Source organism: Hansschlegelia sp. KR7-227 (genome assembly GCF_049446035.1).
Classification (GTDB): domain Bacteria; phylum Pseudomonadota; class Alphaproteobacteria; order Rhizobiales; family Methylopilaceae; genus Methylopila.
The window spans coordinates 403474-423398 of record NZ_JBMSEA010000001.1 but is presented as its reverse complement, the minus strand read 5'-3'; the positions used below and the strand labels follow the sequence as shown (position 1 = coordinate 423398).

Here is a 19925-nt window from a genome sequence, read left to right as displayed (position 1 = left end):
GCACCCCTCCAGGCCGCCAGCCGTGATCAGGCGGCGACGGCCGTCCCCGTCGCCTCGGGCTGCAAAGTCGGCGTTTTCACCGCCTTCTGCTGCGTCCAGCGGATCAGCTCCAGCCGACCGTCGTCATGTTCGACGACCGCCGTGCAGCTTTCAACCCAGTCTCCGACGTTGACGTAGGAGACGCCGTTCATGTCGTGCATCGCGGCGTGATGGATGTGGCCGCAGATCACGCCGTCGACCCCGTGCTTGTGAGCCTCGGCCGACAGGGTCGTCTCGAACTGGCCGATGAAGTTGACCGCGTTCTTGACCTTGAGCTTTGCCCAGGCCGACAGCGACCAATAGCTGAAGCCGAGCTTCCGCCGCACGAGATTGAGGTAGGTGTTCACGATGAGCGCGGTCTCGTAGGCCCAGTCCCCGAGCAGCGCCAGCCATTTCGCGTGCCGCACCACCATGTCGAACACGTCGCCATGGATCAGCAGGTAGCGGCGGCCGTCGGCGGTTTCGTGGATCGCGGTCTCCACGACGTCGATGCCGCCGAAATGCGTGCCGTAGTAGCTGCGCAGGAACTCGTCGTGATTGCCCGGGATGTAGACGATCCTCGAGCCCTTGCGGCCCTTGCGCAGTATCTTCTGCACGACGTCGTTGTGGGTCTGCGGCCAGTACCAGCTCTGCTTCAGCCGCCAGCCGTCGATGATGTCTCCCACGAGATAGATGACGTCGGCCTCGTGGACCCTGAGGAAGTCGAGCAGCAACTCGGCCTGGCAACCCTTGGTCCCCAGGTGGATGTCCGAGATGAACAAAGCTCGGAAGCGACGCGCGTCAGGCTCGTCCGTCACTGATGGGCCTCCCGTCATCCGTGCGCCCCGCAGTTAAAGCCGATTCGTCTCGACCGTGTGACGCGCCGGTCCGCTCGAAAATGGGGCGTAGATCCGAGTTTGGCCATGCAGTCGTCGCCAAACGACGGCTGCGGCCACGAGCGAGAACGCGCAGCCTTGAACGATCCCCCGCCCGTCGCCAGATTTACGGTAAGCCCCCACCGCCCGGCGTCGCCGGCGGCGTGTTCTGGAGACCGCAATGACTTCGAACCCTTCGCTGGACGACGCGACGTCCGCGATTCCCGGCGTCCCTCATCGCTGGACCGCGCTCACCATCGCGTTGATGGTGATCGGCTTTATCGTCTTCTGGCCGCTCGGCCTCGCCGTCATCGCCTATGTGCTGTGGGGCGAGCGGATCATGGCCTATTGTCGCGGCGGCCAGGCCAACGGCGCCGTCGACGGCTTCCGCAAAGCGGCCGAAGACGTGGCCGCCAGCTTCCGCCGCGGCGCGCCCTTCGGCGGCGCGTGCCGCACCGCAGGATCCGCCGGCTCGCGGAAGACCGGCAACGTCGCCTTCGACGCGTGGCGTGAGGCGGAAGCCGCCCGGATCGACGCCGAACGGAAGAAGCTCGACGAGACGACTGCGGCGTTCGAGGCGCATCTGCGCGCAGAACGCGGCGCCTTCGACGAGAGCCGGCAGCGCGAGGAGTTCGAGCGCTTCATGTCCGGTCGCGGCCACGCCTGACGGCGCCTCGCACGCCAGACGATCTTTCGGAAAGCCGGCCTTCGGGCCGGCTTTTTGCCGACCGCTCGGCTTTACCCCGCGCCCCGCGCGCCTTAGCTGGCTCCCATCGGCGGCGCGTGAACGTCGTCTCAAGGAAGCGGGAGCACCCCATGGATCTCGGCATAGCGGGACGCACGGCGATCGTCTGCGCCTCAAGCAAGGGGCTCGGCCGGGCCTGCGCCGCCGCCCTCGCGGCGGAGGGCTGCGCCGTCGTGATCAACGGGCGGGACGGCAAGACGCTCGAGGCGACCGCGGCGGCCATTCGCGAAGCGACGGGCGCCGACGTCACCGCCGTGGTCGGCGACGTGGCGACCGCGGAGGGACAGGCCGCCCTGCTCAAGGCTGCGCCGAACCCGGACATCCTCGTCAACAACAACGCCGGGCCGCCGCGCAAGGATTTCCGCGAGCTCGATCGCGACGCGATGCTGAAGGGCGTCATCGCCAACATGGTCACGCCGATCGAGCTGATCCAGCAGGTGATCGACGGGATGGCGGAACGTGGCTTCGGCCGCATCGTCAACATCACCTCGGCGTCGGTGAAGGCGCCGATCGTCGGCCTCGACCTGTCCAGCGGGGCGCGGGCCGGGCTGACCGCGTTCATGGCGGGCGTCGCCCGCACCGTCGCGCACCGCAACGTCACCATCAACGCGATCCTGCCGGGAATGTTCGACACCGACCGCCTGCGCGGCGGGTTCCCGGCCGAGGCCAAACTGTCCGGACGGACGGAGGAGGAGGTCGCGGCGAGCCGAAAGGCCGGCGTGCCCGCGAAGCGCTTCGGCGATCCGGACGAGTTCGGCAAGCTCTGCGCCTATCTCTGCTCGGCGCAGGCCGGCTACGTTACCGGACAGAACATCCTGATCGACGGCGGGAATTTCCCCGGGGCGTTCTGAACGGACGAGCGGACAAAGCGAGGGGCCGGCCTCCCCCGAAGCCGGCCCCTCCCCGACGCATCGCCCCCGCGACGCGTCAGTACTTGGTGACGAGGACCGGAGCGGCCTCTCCGCCGAACTTGTAGCGCAGCGCGGCCGAGACGATGTGGACGTCCGACTTCGCTTTCGCGTCGAAGCTGATCGCAGCCGGCACCGGCGAGGGGTAGGCCTCCTTGATGTCGGACTTGCCCGGCACGAAGACGTAGGAGTAGCCGAGGTCGAACGCGATCTTTTCGCTGTATTTGTAGGACGCGCCGGCCGACAGCCACCACCGGTCGTCGTCGGGAATGCGGGCCGAGCGGTTCTTGTCGTCGATCGGCGACCATTCGTAGCCGACGCCGGCCCGACCGGTGAAGGCCGGGGTGAACTTGTATTCCGCGCCCCCGGAGAGGAACCAGCCGTCATTGTAGTTGAACGGCAGCGTGGGCAGCGGCACCGCGGCCGGTCCGCCGCGCGCCTTCACCTTGACGGTCGACAGCCGGCTCCAGTTTGTCCATTCGCCGCCCGCCAGCAAGGTGAGCTCGTCCGTCACCTGCTGGCGCACGCCGACCGAGACCATTTCGGGGAGGGTGACGTCCGCCTTGATCTTGCTCGGGAGCTTGCCGCCCGTCAGAGGATTGAAGACGTGCAGCTTGCCTTCGAGATTGTGTTCGATCTTGGAGCGGAAGCCGACGCCGATCTCGGTCGCGGAGGTGGGCTTCACGGTGAAGCCGGCGGTGAAGCCGACCCCGACGTCGTCGCCGCGCAGCGTCGCGCTGGGCGCGCCGGGCGTGATCGCCAGCGCCTGGCGCAGGCGAATGTCGAGATACTGGATCTGGACGCCCGCCGCGACTGAGAACCACTCGTTGACCTTGTAGCCGATGGTCGGCGCGGCGTTGACGGTGAGGACCTTGGACGAGCGGTTGAGCAACTGCCCCGCCCAGTCGTGCGACGGATCGGTCGCGAGACCGAACGGCGTGTTGATCGACAGGCCGATCGCGACCTTGTCGTTCAGGCGGTAGGCGTTGTAGCCGGACGCCAACACGGCGTTCTTGCCGATGTCGCCGCCGTCTCCCGTCGCCGCCGCCCCGCCGGTGATGAGCGACAGCCCGCCCTTGGTGGCGTCGCTGACGGTGACGTCGGAGCTCGGAAGCACCGCCGAGATGTGCTGCTCGCCCTGGAAATGCTCGACCTGGTTCACGACGGCCGGGTTCCAGAACATACCGGAGATGCTGTCGCCGCCGCCCGCCGCCATGCCCGCGAAGGACAGGCCCTGCCCCGTGGCGCTTTGCTCGCGCAGGCCGAACGCCCCCGCCATGGCCGCCGTCGACGCTCCGCTCGCGAGCGCGACGGTCAAAGCGGCCGTGGCGAGGCGGGCGTGGCGGCGGCGAAGTCCGATGCTCGACATCATGTCGTCCCCAAGGTCGCCGGCCCTACGGAAGCGCCGGTCGTTCAACCGCCGACGCTTTTTCGGCCGGCGCTTGTGACAGGTTGCGGACGGCCCGCCCGACCCGCAACCATTTTGACCCAATGGCGCCGCGGTTTCGCCCAAAGCGTGGCCGCGAAGCACCACACCTGCATACGACCAAGGCGCCGCGACCGGCGGTCGCGCCTGATTTTCAGGCTGCCGCGCGCATCAGCCTGAACGCGCGGGGGGAAATGGCCTAAGACGACTGAGCAACGTCGATTGCGAACAAGAATAGGGAGAGGTTCATGAAGCTCGTGCGATTCGGAGAAGCGGGCGCCGAGCGTCCTGGATTGATCGACGCGTCCGGAACGCTGCGCGACCTGAGCGCCGTCGTGCCGGACATCGCCGGCGACGCGCTCACCGCGCGCGGATTGGAGCGCATTCGGGCCGCGAACGCTTCGGGCCTGCCGGAAGGGCCTGCCGAAGCGCGGCTCGGCCCCTGCGTGGGCGGCGTGCGCAATTTCGTCGGGGTCGGCCTCAACTACGCCGACCACGCGGCGGAGACCGGGCTGCGCATCCCGCGCGAGCCGATCCTGTTCAACAAGGCGCCGAACTGCATCGTTGGGCCGAACGACGACGTCATGCTGCCCAAGGCGCATCAGAAGGTCGACTGGGAGGTCGAAATCGCCTTCGTGGTCGGCGACCGGGCGTCGAACGTCGCGGAGGAGGACGCGCTCGGCCACATCGCCGGCGTCTGCATCTGCAACGACGTCACCGAGCGCCATTTCCAGACCGAGCGCTCCGGCCAATGGACCAAAGGCAAGGGATGCCCCACCTTCGGCCCGCTCGGTCCGTGGCTCGTGACGCTCGACGAAGCCGGCGATCTCGACGCCCTCGACATGCATCTCGATCTCAACGGCCGCCGGATGCAGACCGGCACGACCTCGACGATGATCTTCAAGATCCCGTATCTGCTGAGCTACATCTCGACCTTCATGACGCTCGACCCCGGCGACGTCGTCACCACGGGCACGCCTCCGGGCGTCGGCATGGCGATGGATCCGCCAGTCTTCCTGAAGGCGGGCGACGTCATGCGCCTCGGCGTGACGGGGCTCGGCGAGCAAGAGCAGACCGTCATCGGGCACCGGGCCGCCGAGGACAGCCGCGGCTCGAACGCCTACCGGTCCGGATTCGACATTCCCCGTTCCTGAAGGAGCCGCGCCGACGGCGTCGTCCGGCCGTCATCTCCCTGAGCCATACGCGGGTCGGCTAACGACCGGAGTTTCATCCGGTCGAACAGGGGGATTTCGGCATGGTCGACACGGTGATCGCTCGGAGCGACACGCGGAACGAGCGGCTGGACATGAGCGGCGCGGACTCGCTGCGCGTGAACGGCGTCTTCTCCGTAGGCGATGAGAACCAGGCGGTCCGTTTCGGCGCCGCGACCGAGGGCGCTCTCATCGTCAATCGGGGGGTCCTCGAGAACGTCGCCGACGACGGCCGCGCGATCAGGTTCGAGACTGAGATCGGCGAGGCGCTGACCGCGCGGATCGCCAATTTCGGCGACGTCCGGTCGGCGAACGACGCGGTCCAGATCCAGGACGGCACGCTCGCCGCGGGCCGGCTCACCATCGACAACGCCGAGGGCGCGGAGATCGTCTCGGACGCCGGCCAGGCGCTCGACCTCGCCGACGCCGGCGGCGATTTCGTTCTGGATCTGGCGAACGCCGGCAAGATCATCGGCGAAACCAATGACGGCGTGCGGATCGGTTCGTTCACCGAGATCGTCAACGCAGGGATCATCGGCGGCGGTCGCGCCGACGGTTACGACGGCAGCGTGGACGGCGTGCAGTTCGAGGAAGGCGCCTCCGGCTGGATCCGGAACGACGCGCCCGGCGCCCTGATCTACGGCGACCGCCACGGCGTCAACGCCGACGAGGGCACCACGATCACCGTCGTCAACGGAGCGGGCGCGCGGATCGTCGGACACAACGGCTCCGGCGTCGGCTCCGACGGGTCCGCGACCGTGATCAACCGCGGGAGCATCATCGGCGCCTTCAGCGATTCGGAAGGATCGGACACCAACGGCTCGACGCCCGGAGCGGAAGACGGCGGGGGTCCGGACGGGATCAACGACGGCGACGGCGACGGCGTGGACGTCGACGGCTTCGCGACCATCCAGAACTACGGCGTCATTCGCGGCACGGGCGCAGGCGGCAACGGCTCCGACGGCTTCGCCAACACCGCCGAGGGCATCGCCGCCGGCGGCGGCGTGATCGAAAACTTCGCCGGAGCGACGATCGCCGGCGCCGGCCTCGGCATTCTCATCGACGACAGTTCGCGCGGTAACGCGCCGTTCCTGACGGAGGTCGTCAATCACGGGACGATCACGGCCGGCTCGGGCGCGGCGATCAAGATCGTCAGCAGCCTCGACGACGCGATCGAGAACGCCGGCCTGATCCGCGGAGGCGACGGGGTCGCCGTCGAATTCGGCTCGGGAGACAATCATCTGTCGATCGCGGACGGATCGAGGATCGTCGGGCTATCGATCGGCGGCGACGGCGTCGACACGCTGTCCTATGGCGGCTTCACCCGGCCCGTGACGGTCGAGCTCGCCTCCGGCGAGGCCACGGGGGCCGGCGGGGTCGAAGGCTTCGAAAACGTGACTGGCTCCCGCGTCGGCGACCGCATCTCCGGCGACGACGGCGCGAACCGGCTCGACGGCGCCGGCGGCGCAGACACTTTGGCGGGCGGCGACGGCGACGACGTCTATCTCGTCAACGGTCTCGCGGACGTCGTGCACGAGGCGGCGGGGAGCGGTCACGACACGGTCCTGGTCGGGTCGTCCTTTCGTCTCGCGGCGGGCGAAGAGATCGAGGCGATGCGGCTCATGTCCGCCCAAGGCGGCGCCCTGGTCGGCAACGCCTTCGACAACCGGCTGACCGGCGCGGCCGGCGAAGACGTGCTGAGAGCGGGAGCCGGGAACGATACCCTCATCGGCGGCCGCGGCGCGGACACGATGACCGGCGGCTCCGGCGAAGACGTGTTCGCCTTCACGACCTCGCTCGCCCGCGGCCAGGCTGACGTGATCACCGACTTCGCGACCGGACGCGACACGCTCCGGCTCGACGACGCCGTCTTCCTCGATCTGGCCGTCGGCGCGCTCTCCGACGACGCCTTCACGTTCGGCGTCGTCGCGCGGGACGCTGAGGACCGCGTGATCTACGACCAGGCGAGCGGCGCTCTGCTGTTCGACCGGGACGGCTCGGGCGAGGACTTTTCGGCCGTCAAGTTCGCCGAACTGCAGCCGGGGCTGGCGCTGTCCGCGTCGGACTTCACGATCGCCTGAACCGGGCGGGATGGACCGCGCCCGCTGATCGGCGAGCGCGGTCAATCCATCACGGCAGCCTTCATGATGCAGACCATCGTCGCCCGCATCGGCTGTTTCCCGACGACGCGAATGACATGGGGCCGATCGCAGCGGTAGCGCAGCGTCTCGCCGGCCTTCACGCTCTCAACATGTCCGCCGATCTCCACCTCGGCCTCGCCGGCGTGGACCGACAGACATTCGATCGATCCGCGCTGGTGCGCGTCGGATTCGAGCGACCCGCCGGGGTCGGCGGAGACGTCGTACCACTGCAGCCACTCGACGGTCTTGATCCAGCCGATGATCGCGAGCCTGAACTTGCCGTCATGCGAGGCCAGCATCGGCGTGTCGGCGCTGCTGAGCTTCTCGACGAAGGGCTCGTCGTCGGCCGACGCCAGGACGCGGTCGATCGAGACGTCGAGCGCCTGGCTGAGGCGCCAGATCGTCGCGAGCGTCGGATTGGTCTCGTTGCGTTCGATCTGGCTGATGATCGACTTCGCGACCCCGGACTGCTCCGCGAGCTCAGACAGGGAGAGGTTGTACGCCTTGCGCAGGCGCTGAACCGTCTTCCCGAGCTGCCCCGAGACGACCTGCGCGCCGCTCTCGAGATCCGTTCGCGCACGCCCGGCCATCGGCGGCCTCCGTTTGGTAGTTCGAACGCCTGTTCGACGTACCGGACGAACCTAGTCGGCGGCGTCCCCGCGCGCAAGGCGCGGCGGCGCAGAGCCGTCGCCGGGCCACAGGCCGACGAAGTGATGGACCGGACCATGGCCCGACCCGACGTCGAGCTCGTCGGCGGCGGCGATGGCGGCTGCGACATAGGCTTTGGCGAGCCCGATCGACTGGACCAGCGGCAGGCCGCGCGCAAGCCCGGCAGCGATCGCGGAGGACAGGGTGCAGCCGGTGCCGTGCGTGTTCCGCGTCGGCCGGCGCGGACCGGCGAAGCGGGTCACGGCGTCGTCCTCATCGATGAAGACGTCGACGCTTTCGGCGCCCGAACCATGACCGCCCTTGACCAGGACCGTGCGCGCGCCGAGCGCCCGCAGCGCCCGACCCTGCTCGGCCATCTCCTGCTCGTCGCGCGCGACCGCGCAGTCGAGCAGGGCGGCGGCCTCCGGCAGGTTCGGCGTCAAATTCAAAGCGAGCGGCAGGAGGCGCCGGCGCAGCGTGTCGACCGCATCCTCGGAGAGCAGCCGGGCGCCGGAGGCCGCGACCATGACGGGGTCGATCACGATCCTCGTCGCGCCATGCCGCAGGAGGCTGTCGGCGACCGCCGCGATCGAGTCGGAGCGCGACACCATGCCGATCTTCACCGCGTCCACCGCGAGATCGCTCATGACGGCGTCGATCTGGGCTGAGATGAAATCCGGCGGCGCGTCGTGGATCGCCGTGACGCCGCGGGTGTTCTGCGCGGTCAAGGCCACCAGCGCCGAGGCGCCGTAGACCCCGAGCGCGGAAAACGTCTTGAGGTCGGCCTGGATTCCGGCGCCGCCGGAGGAGTCCGAGCCTGCGATGGTCAGCGCGATCGGCGTGGTCATTGGGCGGTGATAGCGAGGGCCGGAGCCCGAGCCAAGAGCCGCGTCAGGCCATCGGCGACGGCGGGCTCGCCTTTCGCACGCGCGCCCGCTTGATGCCGAGCTGGCGCTCGCGGATCACCACCGCGACGCTCGACATGACGACGATCGCCCCGCCCACCAGCGTCCAGCCCGAGGGCAGGTCGCCGAAGGCGAGGAAGCCGATCGCGAGCGCCCATAGGATGGTGGAATATTCGAAGGGCGCGATCAGCGAGGCGTCGGCGAGCCGGTAGCTTTCCGTGAGGAAGATCTGCGCGACGCCGCCGACCACGCCGACGCCCACCAGCAGCGCGGCGATGCGGACGTCCGGCCAGACCCAACCGAACGGCAGGGTCGCGAGCCCGATCACCGCGGACCAGATCGAAAAGTAGAAGACGATGGCGCCGGTGCCTTCGGTCTGGGTCAGGCGGCGGATCTGGATCATGGCGCTCGCCGTGAGCACGGTGGCGCCGAGGGCGAAGGCGACGCCGGCCGCGGTCTCGTCGACAGGCCCCTTCCCCGTGACGACGTCCGCCAGCGCGCCAGAACGAAGCTGCGGCCACAGCATGACCACCACGCCGACAAGGCCGACCGCGACCGCCGTCCAGCGAATTGCGTGGATGCGCTCGCGGAGCAGGACGGCGGCGAACACAACGGTGATCAGAGGGGCGGCGTATCCGAGGACGGTCGCGTCCGGCAGCGGCAGGCGCGCGAGCGCCGCGAACAGGCAGAACATCGACCCGACGCCCACGAGGCCCCGCAGCATGTGGCCGAGCGGCCGCCTGGTCGCGAGCGCCGAGCGGATCGCGCCGCGCCAGGCGAGCCAGGCGAGCAGCGGCGCGAGCGCGAAGAACGAGCGCGCGAACACGATCTCCCCCGTCGGCGCGTCGTGGCCCACGGCGCGGATGAGCGCCGCCATCACCGTGAACAGCAAGGCGGAGATCAGTTTGAAGGCGATGCCGAGATACATGCAGGGCGGGGGGAACAGGCGTTGCTGGCGAGGGCGGTCGCGGCCGTAGCCGGCGCGCGGCGACCTCCTAGCACGCTCTCAGTCTTTTAGAAGACTCCGCTGCGGGACGCTGCCCCGCATGGCGGCTTGCCCCGGCCGGATCGAGCCGCTAGGCCTCGGCGCGCCCCTTGTCCCGGAGCCTGATCATGAAACCGCAGGCGCTGCCCCGGTCGGCCTATGGTTTCCACCATCGCCTCACGACGCGTTGGGCGGACAACGACGTCTATGGCCACGTCAACAACGCGCTCTACTACAGCTTCTTCGACACCACCATCACGGCCTATCTGCTGCAGGCGCAGGCGCTCGGAGCGGCCGACGGCGACGTTCGGATCTACGTCGTCGCGAGCGACTGCGCGTACTTCAAGGCGTTCTCCTTCCCGGAGATCGTCGAAAGCGGGCTTGCGGTCGCCGCAGTCGGCCGCACCAGCGTGACCTGGAGGATCGGCCTGTTCGGCGAGGGCGAATCTGAGCCGAGAGCGCAGGGACGCTTCGTCCATGTCTGCATAGACCGCGACAGCCAGACCCCTCGCGTGTGGCCCGCCGTGTGGCGGGAGGCGTTCGAACGCCTCAGGCCGCCGGTCTGACGGCTCTCAGGAGCCGCGTTCGGTCTCGTTGTCTTTCGGCCGCAACCAGCGCGCCACGATCCAGCAGGCGAGCGCCCAGGCCGCGCCGAGGCTCCAGCCCGCGAGCACGTCGGTCGGGTAATGCACGCCGAGGAACACGCGGCTGACGCCGATCAGCAGCGTGAGGAACCCCGCGACCGCGAAGATGAAGCCGCGCACCGTCCGGCGCCGTTCGGTGCGCGCGAGCAGCGCCCCCAAGGTGAGGTAGGTGACCGCCGAGGCCATGGCGTGGCCGCTCGGAAAGCTCAGCGAATGCACCGTCACGAGATGGTCGACGAGTTCCGGCCGTGGGCGCGCGAAGGCGTTCTTGAGAAGGCCGGTCAAAACGGCGCCGCCCGCCACCGACGCCAGGACGAGAGCCGCGTTGGCGTAGCGGGCGGTCACCAGCAGGTAGCTGACAACAAGGGCTGCGATCAGCGTCAGTACGGTGACGCCGCCGAGACTCGTCACGTCGATCATCGCGGCTTCGAGCCATTGGGGGCCGATCGGTCGCTTCAGATCGCCGGGCGCGCGCAGCGCAAGCAGCACCGCGTCGTCGAAGGCGCGCGTCTCGCCCTCGGCCATCTCGTCGGCGATGTGCACAAAGGCGAAGGCGAGGCCTGCGCAGGCGCAGAACGCGACCAGCGGCGCGAACTCCGGCAATTGCCAGGACGGCGTCCAGCGCGGGAAGGAGAACAGCGGTTTGTCGTCGACGCTCACGCGGCTGAAGCTCCTCGCCCGTATGTCAGACGAGCGAGATAGGCCGCGGCGCGGAAAGAGCCAGCGCGCTCAGCCCAGACCTTCCTTGGTGACCTCCGGCGGCGCCTCGCCGGCGCGCTGCTGGCCGGTCTCGACCTTCTCGGCCTCGCCACGCGTGGCGCGTTTGCCTTCGGCCGCCTGCTTGAGCTCGACCAGCGCCTGGCGCACCTCCGGCTCGAGGCCGGTTCCGCCGGTCTCGTCGATGTGCCGGAAGATCTCGGCGCGCATCCGCGGGTCCCAAAAATGCTGGATATGGTCGAGGATGCCCGGCACCCGCTTGCCCTCGGGCTGGCTCCTGAAAAACCAGCCGATCTGGTTGCCCATGTAGATCAGGCGGTCGAGCGTCGTCTTGTGCGCGTGCTCTTCGTCGTGATGCGCGGCGGCCGGCTGGCTCATGGTCATGCTGCTCCTGGACGCGCGGCGGACGCCGCCGCGCCGTCGCTGACGCGATGCGGATGGGTGAAGACTTCGAAGCCGTCGTCGCGGGCGATGGCGACCAGAGTGATCCCCGCCTCCTCCGCCATGCGGACGCCAAGAGCCGTCGGGGCCGAGACGGCGACCAAGAGGCCGACGCCGATGACTGCGGCCTTCTGCACCATTTCGAAGGACACCCGGCTCGACAGCACGACGAAGCCGTCCGAGGCGTCCGTCCCGGAACGGGCGAGACAACCGGCGAGCTTGTCGAGCGCATTGTGGCGGCCGACGTCCTCGCGCGCCGCGACGAGCCCTGCGGCGGGCAGATAAAAGCCGGCGCCGTGGACGGCGCGGGTCTCGAAATTCAGCGTCTGGGCGCGCGACAGGGCGTCGAGCGCGGCGTGGATGTCGGTCGCCGAAAACCGAGCGTCCGCCACGACATGACGGGCCGGCTTCACGGCCTGCTCGAGGCTGTCGACGCCGCACAGGCCGCACCCGGTCGGGCCGGCGAGACTGCGGCGACGCGAACCGAGACTCCGGGATGGGTCCTTGGCGAGCCACATGCGGGCCTCGAGCCCGAGTTCGTGGGCGACGATCTCGAGGCTCTCGATTTGCCCGGCGTCCGCGACGATCCCTTCGGTCAGGCTGAAGCCGACGGCGAAGTCCTCGACGTCCTGCGGGGTCGCCATCATCACGGCTTGCGTCGAGCCGTCATAGACCAGCGCGATCGGCGTCTCTTCCGGCGTCGCGCGCTCCGACGTGTCGCGCAACGCGCCGTCGCGCCAGACGGCGCGGGAGATGCGAACGACGGGGGAAGAGATCTTCACCATCAGTTCTGAAGGCCAATCATGCTGTCTCTGGATGGCGCCCGATAGCCATGCAGCTCGGCGTACACTCTCAGTTGCCGTGAACGATCACGCAGCGACAACCACTCCGGCAGAGCCAAAATCTTGGCGGGATCGCTGTCGATCTCCGTGTCCACGACCACGCGGTCCACGCATTCAAGTCCTTCGATAAACTCCGCAAGCCGCATCACAAGCATCGCGTCGTCACCGAACTCGACAACCGCCAGTTTTAGCTGCTCCTTGGCATCCGCATCGCCGAAAACCTGCTCCATAAGTTCGTCGAAGTCAGTGACTGACGTCTGGGACCGGTCGCCGTCGATCCAGGCAGCGCGGACCGCTCCATCCTCTTCGATAAACTTGGCGTAGGCGATGATCTGGGGAAGCCAGACGTCTCTCAGATCAATCATCGTCTTATCCTGAATGCGATCCCGGATCGACGCTGACGCGCCGTCCGGGATGCCGATCCAAGATTACTCGGCCGCTTCCGCCGTGATGCGGCGGCTGAGCTTCGAGTGCTCCTCATACTCCTCCTGCCACGCGGACGGACCGTTCGAAGGCGCCACCTGCACCGCGGTCACCTTGTATTCCGGACAGTTGGTCGCCCAGTCGGAGAAGTCGGTGGTGATGACGTTCGCCTGGGTGCTCGGGTGGTGGAAGGTCGTGTAGACGACGCCCGGCGCGACGCGGTCGGTGATCAGCGCGCGCAAGGATGTCTCGCCGGCGCGGCTGCGCAGTGTCACCCAGTCGCCGTCGCGGATGCCGCGATCCTCGGCGTCGACCGAGTGGATCTCAAGACGATCCTCCTCGTGCCAGCGCGAGTTCTCCGTGCGGCGGGTCTGCGCGCCGACATTGTACTGGCTGAGGATACGGCCGGTGGTGAGCAGAAGCGGGAAGCGCGGCCCGACCTTTTCATCCGTGCCGACATACTCCGTGATGACGAAGTTGCCCTTGCCGCGCACGAAGCCGCCGATGTGCATCGTCGGAGTGCCCTCGGGCGCCTTCTCATTGCACGGCCACTGGATCGAGCCGAGCTTGTCGAGCTTGTCGAACGACACGCCGGCGAAGCTCGGCGTCGTGGCGGCCACCTCGTCCATGATCTCGGACGGGTGCTCGTAGTTCATTTCATAGCCCATCGCCTTGGCGATCAGCAGGGTGACCTCCCAGTCGGCGTAGCCGTTCTTCGGCGCCATCACCTTGCGCACGCGCTGAATGCGACGCTCGGCGTTGGTGAAGGTGCCGTCCTTTTCGAGGAAGGAGCAGCCCGGCAGGAAGATATGGGCGTAATTTGCGGTCTCGTTCAGGAAGAGATCCTGCACGACGACGCATTCCATCGCCTTGAGGCCGCCGATGACGTGCTTGGCGTCCGGATCGGACTGGGCGATGTCTTCGCCCTGCACGTAGAGGCCCTTGAAGGTGCCGTCGACGGCGGCGTCCAGCATGTTCGGAATGCGCAGACCCGGCTCCGGATCGAGCGGCACGCCCCACAGCTTCTCGAACACTTCGCGGGTCTGGTCGTCGGAGACGTGGCGGTAGCCGGGATATTCGTGCGGGAACGAGCCCATGTCGCACGAGCCCTGCACATTGTTCTGCCCGCGCAGCGGGTTCACGCCGACGCCTTCGCGGCCGATATTGCCGGTCGCCATGGCGAGGTTCGCGATCGCGAGCACGGTCGTCGAACCCTGGCTGTGCTCCGTGACGCCGAGACCGTAATAGATCGCCGCGTTCCCGCCGGTGGCGTAGAGCCGGGCGGCCTCGCGGACGAGACTGGCGGGCACGCCGGTGACGAGTTCGGTCGCCTCGGGCGAGTTACGCTCCTCGGCCACGAACTCGGCCCAGGGCTGGAAGGTCTCGAGGTCGCCCTGCTCGCGCACGAACTGTTCGTTGATCAGGCCTTCGGTCACGATGACGTGGGCCATCGCCGTCACGATCGCGACGTTGGTGCCGGGCTTCAGCGGCAGATGATACTCCGCGCGGATATGCGGGCTCTTCACGAGGTCGATGCGGCGCGGATCGATGACGATCAGCTTCGCGCCCTGGCGCAGACGCTTTTTCATGCGGCTCGCGAACACGGGATGACCGTCGGTCGGGTTCGCCCCGATGACGAGGATCACGTCGGACTGCTCGACCGAATCGAAGTCCTGCGTGCCGGCCGACGTGCCGAAGGCGGTCTTCAGGCCGTAGCCGGTCGGCGAATGGCAAACGCGGGCGCAGGTGTCGACATTGTTGTTGCCGAAGCCGGCGCGGACCAGCTTCTGGACGAGGTAGGTCTCTTCGTTGGTGCAGCGCGAGGAGGTGATGCCGCCGATCGACGACCGGCCGTACTGGCCCTGGATGCGCTTGAACTCCGACGCCGTGTGCTCGATCGCCTCTTCCCAGGAGACCTCACGCCACGGATCCGTGATCTGGGCGCGGATCATCGGCTTGAGGATGCGGTCCTTGTGCTGGGCGTAACCATAAGCGAAGCGGCCCTTCACGCAGGAGTGGCCGTGGTTCGCCTTGCCGTCCTTGTACGGCATCATGCGCACGAGCTCGTCGCCGCGCATCTCGGCCTTGAAGGTGCAGCCGACGCCGCAATAGGCGCAGGTGGTGACGACCGAGTGCTCGGGCGTGCCGATCTCGGCGACCGACTTCTCCTGAAGGGTCGCGGTCGGACAGGCCTGCACGCAGGCGCCGCAGGAGACGCATTCGGAGGTGATGAACGGCTCGTCCATGCCGGCGGACACGCGGCTGTCGAAGCCGCGGCCGGAGATCGTCAGCGCGAAGGTGCCCTGCACCTCCTCGCAGGCCCGGACGCAGCGCGAGCAGACGATGCATTTCGAAGGATCGTAGGTGAAGTAGGGGTTCGACTCGTCCTTCTTGGAGACGATGTGGTTCTCGCCCTCATAGCCATACCGGACCTCGCGCAGACCCACGACGCCGGCCATGTCCTGCAGTTCGCAGTCGCCGTTCGCCGAACAGGTCAGGCAGTCGAGCGGGTGATCGGAGATGTAAAGCTCCATCACCCCCTTGCGCAGCTGCTTCAGCCGCGGCGTCTGGGTCTTGACCACGATGCCGTCGGCGACCGGCGTGGTGCACGAGGCCGGCGTGCCGTTGCGGCCCTCGATCTCGACGAGGCAGAGCCGGCAGGAGCCGTAGGCCTCCACCGAGTCCGTCGCGCAGAGCTTCGGGATCTCGTTGTTGAGCTCCATCGCGGCCCGCATGATCGAGGTGCCCTCGGGCACCGAGACCTTCTGGCCGTCGATGGTGAGCGTCACCCGCTTCTCCGCCGGAGAGGCGGGGGTGCCGAAATCGATTTCCTGGATGAGGGCCATGGGTTCCTCCTCATTCCGCCGCTTCGGACAGGGCGGCGCCGCGTCCGAAGTCTTCGGGGAAATGGGTGATCGCGCTCATCACGGGATAAGGGGTGAAGCCGCCGAGCGCGCACAGTGAGCCGAGCTTCATGGTGTGGCACAGGTCTTCGACGACCTGCAGATTACGTTCGCGGTCCTGGCCCGCGATCACCTTGTCCAAAGTCTCGACGCCGCGCGTCGACCCGATGCGGCAGGGGGTGCACTTGCCGCAGCTCTCGATCGCGCAGAACTCCATCGCGAAGCGCGCCTGCCGGGCCATGTCGACGGACTCGTCGAACACGACGACGCCGCCATGGCCGATCAGGCCGTCCTTCTTCGCGAAAGCCTCGTAGTCGAATTCGGTGCCGAACAGCGCCCGCGGGAAATAGGCCCCGAGCGGACCGCCGACCTGCACCGCCCGGACGGGACGACCGGTGAACGTGCCGCCGCCGACGTCGTCCACCAGTTCGCCGAGCGTGATGCCGAAGGCGACCTCGAACAGGCCGCCATATTTGATGTTGCCGGCGAGCTGGATCGGCATGGTGCCGCGCGACCGGCCGAACCCGACCTCCGCATACGCCTTGGCGCCGTTCGCGAGAATGAAGGGGACCGAGCAGAGCGACACGACGTTGTTGATGACGGTCGGCTTGCCGAACAGCCCCTTATGCGCCGGCAAAGGCGGTTTGGCGCGGACGAGACCGCGCTTTCCCTCGAGGCTTTCGAGCAGCGACGTCTCCTCGCCGCACACATACGCCCCTGCCCCGACGCGGACCTCCATGTCGAAATCATAGTCCGAGCCGGCCACCCTCGAGCCGAGATAGCCGGCCCGGCGCGCCGCCTGCACGGCCTTGTTCATGGCGGCGATGGCGTGCGGATATTCCGAGCGGCAGTACACGTAGCCCTTGGTCGCGCCGACGGCGAGGCCGGCGATCGTCATGCCCTCGATGAGCGTGAAGGGGTCGCCCTCCATGATCATGCGATCGGCGAAGGTGCCGCTGTCGCCCTCGTCGGCGTTGCAGACGATGTATTTCTGCTGGGGCGGCGTCTGCGCGACGGTTCGCCATTTGATGCCGGTCGGAAAGCCCGCGCCGCCCCGCCCGCGCAGCCCGGAGTCGAAGACCTCCTCGACGGTCGCCGGAGCGCCGAGCTCGATGGCGCGCTCCAGGCCCTTGTATCCGTCATGCGCCTTGTAGTCGTCGATCGACGTCGGATCGACGATTCCGCAGCGCGCGAAGGTGAAGCGCTGCTGCCGCGCGAAAAACGGGATCTTCTCGACGTTGCCGAGCGAGAGCGTCCCGCCCTGCCCTTCGAGCAGGCCGCCGTCGATGAGCGTCTCCACGTCGCGCGGCTTGACGGGACCGTAGCCGACGCGGCGGCCGAACGGCGTCACGACCTCGACGAGCGGTTCGAGCCAGTGCATCCCGCGCGAGCCGTTCCGCACGATCTGGACGTCCAGTCCGCGCGCCTGGAACGCCTCGGCGAACGCCTTCGCCACCCGGTCCGCGCCGAGCGCGACCGCGGCGGCGTCGCCGGGCACATAGATTTTCGGCGCGCTCAAGACCGGCACTCCGCAGCGATCTCGGCGATCGCCTCGTCGTCGAGGCGGCCGACCAGCTGGCCGTTCACCATCGCCGCGGGCGCGCAGGAACAGAGGCCGAGGCAGTAGATCGGCTCCAGCGTCACCTGCCCGTCGGGCCGGGTCTCGCCAAAGCCGCAGTCGAGGGCCTGGGCGACCGCCGCCGACGTGACGTGCCCGCCCGCGGCCTGGCAGGCTTCCGCCACGCACACCTTGACGATGTGCTTGCCGGCCGGCTCGTGCCGGAAATCGTGATAAAAGGTCAAGGTGCCGTGCACTTCCGCGCGCGAGAGGTTCAGCGCGTCCGCGACCATCGGCACCGCGTCCTGGGGGACGTAGCCGAAGGCCTCCTGGAAGGCATGCAGAATCGGCATCGTCGCTCCTTCGAGAGCGATGTGTTCTGCGATGATCTCCGAACCGCGGGCGGGGCTCCACGCCTCGTGCCGACCGCGTGCGGCGGCGTATCCCACTGAGCCGGTCGACATGGCCGCGCTCCCTCCAAATAGAATTCTTCTTATCGGGAAATGTGGGCCTCAATTACCTCCGGATCAATGGGCGCGTCCCGTCGCTTGATAGACGACTTCTATCACTCCTCGGCGCGGACGGAGGCCTGGAGTCCTTGCTTCGCCGCCAGCGCCCGCGCCTCGCTCACCAGGGCCTTTGTCGCCGGAGTCATCGGATCGCGATGCGGCACCACAAGCCCGACGGTGTGCACCACCTCCGGCTCCACGATCGGAATCGACCGCACGTTCGGCGGCAGCCCCATCACCTCCCCGAAGGTCTGGGGCATGACGCTCGCCCAGGCCCCCGTGCGAACGTGGGTGAACAGCACGACGGTCGAATTCGACTCGAGGGTCGGCGCGGGCGCCGCGCCGGCCTCGCGCAGCAGGCCCTCGATGATCCGGCGGTTCTGCATGTCGGGCGTGAGCAGACAGAGGGGCACCCGTCCGACCTCGCGCCAGGTGACGACCTCGCGGTCTCCCAGCACGCCGTCTGCCGCCGTGATCAGACGGTAGCCCTCTCGCCAGATCGGGACGGCCGAGACGCGCCCGATCGGTTCGTTGTCGAGATAGGTGATCCCCGCGTCGATCTCGAGATTGTCGAGCGCCGTGCCGATCTCAAGCGAGGTCCGGCTCAGGATCGTGAAGCGCACGTCGGGGTGGCGGGCGCGATACGGCGTGGTGAGTTGGGCCACCATCGGCAGAGCCGTCGGGATCGCCGCGATCCGGAGATGGCCGACCACGCCGCGTTTCAGCGCGTCGATGTCCTGCCGCATCGCGCGGGCGTCGCCGACGATGCGGCGCGCCCATTCCAGCGTGCGTTCGCCCTCGGGCGTGAACCCGTGAAACCGCGAGCCGCGCTCAACCAGACGGACGTCCAGCGTGTCCTCGAGCTGCTTGACGCCGGCCGAAAGCGTCGGTTGCGTCACGCCGCAGGCCTCGGCGGCCCGCCCGAAATGGCGCTCCTGGGCGAGCGCAAGCAGAAAGTCCAGTTTGTCGAGCATGATCGGTCCGAAAGGCGACGCTTTGCGTCAGACCCGGACAGAATAGCGGTCCGGGCGGCCAAACGCACCCGCCATCGACTTGACGGCCCCACGCCCCGACGTCGCAGGGGCAAGGGCGGAGCGGCGGCCTCGTCCGGCCGCGCTCCGCCCTTCTCGCCTGAGCGTTACTTTGCGGGCGCCCACGCGATGTCGATGATGTCGCCCGCCACGTCGAGTTTGCCGGCCTCGCGCGTCTTGCCCGTCGCGAGATCGACCGAATAAAGCGCGCCGCCGGTCACGAGCCAGGCCGCGGTCGCGCCGTCGTCTCCCGTGACGATGTTGAAGGCGACCGGTCCCGAAATCGACACGCCGAGCTTTCCGATCGCCGAGAGGACGCCGTCGTTCGGCGGCGCCTGCATCAGCAGCGCGGGAATCGTCGCGTCGATGTCGTAGAGCGCGGTCTTTTCGGGCTTCTTGCCGGTGATCGAATTCGTGTAGGCCCCGGCGACGACGTTCGGCGTCTCGCCCTTGTGCATGTCCTTTTCCGCGAACTTCAACGGACCGTCGACGGTCGCCTTGCCGTCATCGACATTGACGCGGAGATTCACGCCCTTGTCGGTCATCACGCGCAGACGGTCGGCGGCCGGATTGAAGTCGACGGTCACGGTCGCGCCGTCGGCCAGCTTTTCGCTCAGCGCGCTCTTCTTGGCCGCTGCGCCGGTCTTCATGTCGATTGTGACGATGTCCCCCGTCGCGGTCAGCCCGTAGAGCATGCCGTCCGCCGGCCGGACATCCACGCCGACGAGCGATTCGACCCCGGTCACATCCATCTTGGCGGTGGTCTTGAGGCTATCGGGATCGATCACCGTGAGGCTTTTGGCGCCGGAGAGCGCGATCAGGCTCTCGGCGGCGGCGGGCGCGGCGCATAAGGCGCTCGCGGAGCAAGCGGCGAGGGCGATGGCGGATCGTGCGAAAGGCGTCATGGCGGCGTTCCCTTTGTCGGTTTGACGCGCCGCGGGTTCGACGCTTCACACCCGGTACCCGCCGTCGACCTGTCCGGGTGCGGCCCGCCG

Annotated in this window: 18 protein-coding genes and 1 pseudogene; 5 read left to right on the top strand and 14 right to left on the bottom strand. The window is 68.2% G+C overall.

Features of this window, described 5'->3' with window-relative positions; genetic code table 11:
* Nucleotides 1-26: 26 nt before the first annotated feature.
* The gene (locus ACO2RJ_RS01915) at nt 27-854 is read right to left on the bottom strand and encodes a UDP-2,3-diacylglucosamine diphosphatase (RefSeq protein WP_423266324.1); all 828 of its coding nucleotides are present in this window, start codon (nt 852-854) and stop codon (nt 27-29) included.
* Between the two features lie 220 nt (nt 855-1074).
* On the opposite strand from ACO2RJ_RS01915, the gene ACO2RJ_RS01910 reads away from it, so the two are divergent.
* Nucleotides 1075-1560, top strand: a complete 486-nt coding sequence (locus ACO2RJ_RS01910; RefSeq protein ID WP_423266323.1) for a DUF2852 domain-containing protein — start codon at nt 1075-1077, stop codon at nt 1558-1560.
* Nucleotides 1561-1709: 149 nt separating this feature from the next.
* A complete protein-coding gene (locus ACO2RJ_RS01905) occupies nt 1710-2489 on the top strand; it encodes an SDR family oxidoreductase (protein WP_423266322.1) in 780 nt (259 codons plus the stop codon).
* Between the two features lie 76 nt (nt 2490-2565).
* On the opposite strand, the gene ACO2RJ_RS01900 is transcribed toward ACO2RJ_RS01905, so the two are convergent.
* The gene (locus ACO2RJ_RS01900; protein ID WP_423266321.1) at nt 2566-3918 is read right to left on the bottom strand and encodes an OmpP1/FadL family transporter; all 1353 of its coding nucleotides are present in this window, start codon (nt 3916-3918) and stop codon (nt 2566-2568) included.
* A 302-nt stretch (nt 3919-4220) separates the two neighbouring features.
* Here ACO2RJ_RS01900 and ACO2RJ_RS01895 point away from each other — a divergent pair, with 302 nt between their 5' ends.
* Both ACO2RJ_RS01895 and ACO2RJ_RS01890 read left to right on the top strand, forming a co-directional pair.
* Nucleotides 4221-5126, top strand: coding sequence for a fumarylacetoacetate hydrolase family protein (locus ACO2RJ_RS01895; RefSeq protein ID WP_423266320.1), 906 nt, complete (start codon nt 4221-4223; stop codon nt 5124-5126).
* 101 nt (nt 5127-5227) lie between these two features.
* Nucleotides 5228-7264, top strand: a complete 2037-nt coding sequence (locus ACO2RJ_RS01890) for a hypothetical protein (RefSeq protein ID WP_423266319.1) — start codon at nt 5228-5230, stop codon at nt 7262-7264.
* 41 nt (nt 7265-7305) lie between these two features.
* On the opposite strand, the gene ACO2RJ_RS01885 is transcribed toward ACO2RJ_RS01890, so the two are convergent.
* Genes ACO2RJ_RS01885 through ACO2RJ_RS01875 form a run of 3 tightly spaced genes read right to left on the bottom strand, consistent with a single transcriptional unit; the run spans nt 7306 to nt 9805 of the window.
* Nucleotides 7306-7914 (bottom strand): helix-turn-helix domain-containing protein, encoded by a 609-nt coding sequence (locus tag ACO2RJ_RS01885; RefSeq protein ID WP_423266318.1) that lies wholly within the window; start codon nt 7912-7914, stop codon nt 7306-7308.
* A gap of 51 nt (nt 7915-7965) precedes the next feature.
* Nucleotides 7966-8820, bottom strand: coding sequence for a bifunctional hydroxymethylpyrimidine kinase/phosphomethylpyrimidine kinase (gene thiD, locus ACO2RJ_RS01880; protein WP_423266317.1), 855 nt, complete (start codon nt 8818-8820; stop codon nt 7966-7968).
* A gap of 43 nt (nt 8821-8863) precedes the next feature.
* Entirely contained in the window at nt 8864-9805 is a 942-nt protein-coding gene (locus ACO2RJ_RS01875; RefSeq protein WP_423266316.1) for a DMT family transporter, read from the bottom strand.
* 185 nt (nt 9806-9990) lie between these two features.
* Here ACO2RJ_RS01875 and ACO2RJ_RS01870 point away from each other — a divergent pair, with 185 nt between their 5' ends.
* The gene (locus tag ACO2RJ_RS01870; RefSeq protein WP_423266315.1) at nt 9991-10428 is read left to right on the top strand and encodes an acyl-CoA thioesterase; all 438 of its coding nucleotides are present in this window, start codon (nt 9991-9993) and stop codon (nt 10426-10428) included.
* Nucleotides 10429-10434: 6 nt separating this feature from the next.
* Here ACO2RJ_RS01870 and ACO2RJ_RS01865 read toward each other — a convergent pair whose 3' ends face one another.
* From ACO2RJ_RS01865 to ACO2RJ_RS01825, 9 genes and pseudogenes are all read right to left on the bottom strand, one after another.
* Nucleotides 10435-11166 (bottom strand): phosphatase PAP2 family protein, encoded by a 732-nt coding sequence (locus ACO2RJ_RS01865; protein WP_423266314.1) that lies wholly within the window; start codon nt 11164-11166, stop codon nt 10435-10437.
* 174 nt (nt 11167-11340) lie between these two features.
* A pseudogene (locus ACO2RJ_RS01860) lies at nt 11341-11601 on the bottom strand (formate dehydrogenase subunit delta); the annotation flags it as partial.
* Between the two features lie 2 nt (nt 11602-11603).
* Complete coding sequence (gene fdhD, locus ACO2RJ_RS01855) at nt 11604-12449, bottom strand: formate dehydrogenase accessory sulfurtransferase FdhD (protein ID WP_423266313.1); 846 nt, start codon at nt 12447-12449, stop codon at nt 11604-11606.
* Complete coding sequence (locus ACO2RJ_RS01850) at nt 12449-12871, bottom strand: hypothetical protein (protein ID WP_423266312.1); 423 nt, start codon at nt 12869-12871, stop codon at nt 12449-12451. The genes fdhD and ACO2RJ_RS01850 overlap by 1 nt, the downstream gene beginning before the upstream one ends.
* Nucleotides 12872-12934: 63 nt before the next feature.
* The gene (fdhF, locus tag ACO2RJ_RS01845) at nt 12935-15775 is read right to left on the bottom strand and encodes a formate dehydrogenase subunit alpha (protein ID WP_423266311.1); all 2841 of its coding nucleotides are present in this window, start codon (nt 15773-15775) and stop codon (nt 12935-12937) included.
* A gap of 10 nt (nt 15776-15785) precedes the next feature.
* Nucleotides 15786-17351, bottom strand: a complete 1566-nt coding sequence (locus tag ACO2RJ_RS01840) for a formate dehydrogenase beta subunit (protein ID WP_423266310.1) — start codon at nt 17349-17351, stop codon at nt 15786-15788.
* Nucleotides 17348-17854, bottom strand: coding sequence for a formate dehydrogenase subunit gamma (locus tag ACO2RJ_RS01835; protein WP_423266309.1), 507 nt, complete (start codon nt 17852-17854; stop codon nt 17348-17350). Before ACO2RJ_RS01835 ends, ACO2RJ_RS01840 begins: the two co-directional genes overlap by 4 nt.
* 101 nt (nt 17855-17955) lie before the next feature.
* On the bottom strand, nt 17956-18873 hold the full coding sequence (locus tag ACO2RJ_RS01830; RefSeq protein ID WP_423266308.1) for a LysR family transcriptional regulator: 918 nt from the start codon (nt 18871-18873) through the stop codon (nt 17956-17958).
* Nucleotides 18874-19037: 164 nt separating this feature from the next.
* Entirely contained in the window at nt 19038-19835 is a 798-nt protein-coding gene (locus ACO2RJ_RS01825) for a DUF4394 domain-containing protein (RefSeq protein ID WP_423266307.1), read from the bottom strand.
* Between the last annotated feature and the right edge of the window lie 90 nt (nt 19836-19925).